Origin of the sequence: Phytobacter sp. V69, from assembly GCF_965644215.1 — a bacterium.
Lineage (GTDB): Bacteria > Pseudomonadota > Gammaproteobacteria > Enterobacterales > Enterobacteriaceae > Phytobacter.
In genome coordinates, this window is sequence record NZ_CBFFRL010000447.1 from 1 (window position 1) to 1,053 (window position 1,053).

The following is a 1,053-nucleotide window of genomic DNA, read 5'->3' on the forward strand; positions in this document are numbered from 1 at the left end:
TTATCTTTCAATGGTCAAGCTGGGTTGCATCCGATTGTTTTACAAGAGGTTATGCAATTAAGGGACACAGCCTAGCATCGAATTGCGCGGCGAATCGCGCAGCTTATCCAGCTCATACTGAATGCGTTTTTCCAGCAGGCGACGGTTGGCGATATCCAGCAACGGGTCCATCATCGCAATACGTTCCAGCTCGCGGCTTTTAATGCGCAGCTTCACGGCAATGTTGTCGGTCAGCACGCTAAGCGCCAGCATGTAAATCGCAATTAGTGGCAGCGTGGCAAACATGGTGCGCTGAGAGACTTCCGCATCAAAATGCATCCCCTGCGCAACCCGGCCGGCCGCAAACACCGCCAGCATGACCAGACCCGCTTTGCGCATCAGGTCAAAACCACCCGCCGAGAGACGGTCGGATAGCAGGATCGTGGCAATCACCACCGATGGCAGCGGGTTAACCGACATCATCGCGATCCAGAAGCCACCCGCACCGGCGTCAAAGACCAGGTTTTGATGTTCCACCGTCAGGGGGGTATCAGAACGGCGGGCGCGTACAAAGGCCAGCGTCGGCCAGATAAAGGCATTCGCCCCCAGCAACACCATCACCCACAGGGGCCGGTGCAGTTCGAGCAAGACAGAGATAATGGGGAAAAAACAGAGAAACGTCCCGAGAATACGCATCAGATACATGCGTCTGACGAACCTGCTGCCAGTGATCCGCTCGCTTTTCTTCAAATTATCAGGTCCGTTCATGACGCGAATTATTTCCGATACATATACTCGGTTATAGTATTGACGACAAAAATTAGTAGCAAGCAATTTAATAAGTTATCGCTATCGTTTCACCTTATAGCAGGCAAAATGCTGCGTGTTTAACCGGGTTATTCAGAAACTACCCAACCTCAGAAACCGACCGAAGATTGTATCTCTTCCTCTGTTGACGACTGGCGCATACTTGAGCAGTTTCGCCCCGCCTTTTTCGAGGAGCCTGTACATAAAATTGTGTAATTGCCTGATTTTGATATGTTCAATCCAACATCAAAAGCAGGTTAATTTATG

Annotated in this window: 1 pseudogene; it reads right to left on the reverse strand. The window is 50.6% G+C overall.

The annotated features are described in order from the left end of the window. Window positions 1-72 precede the first annotated feature (72 nt). A pseudogene (locus ACSZPU_RS25880) lies at window positions 73-684 on the reverse strand (MASE2 domain-containing protein); the annotation flags it as partial. Window positions 685-1,053: the final 369 nt, after the last annotated feature.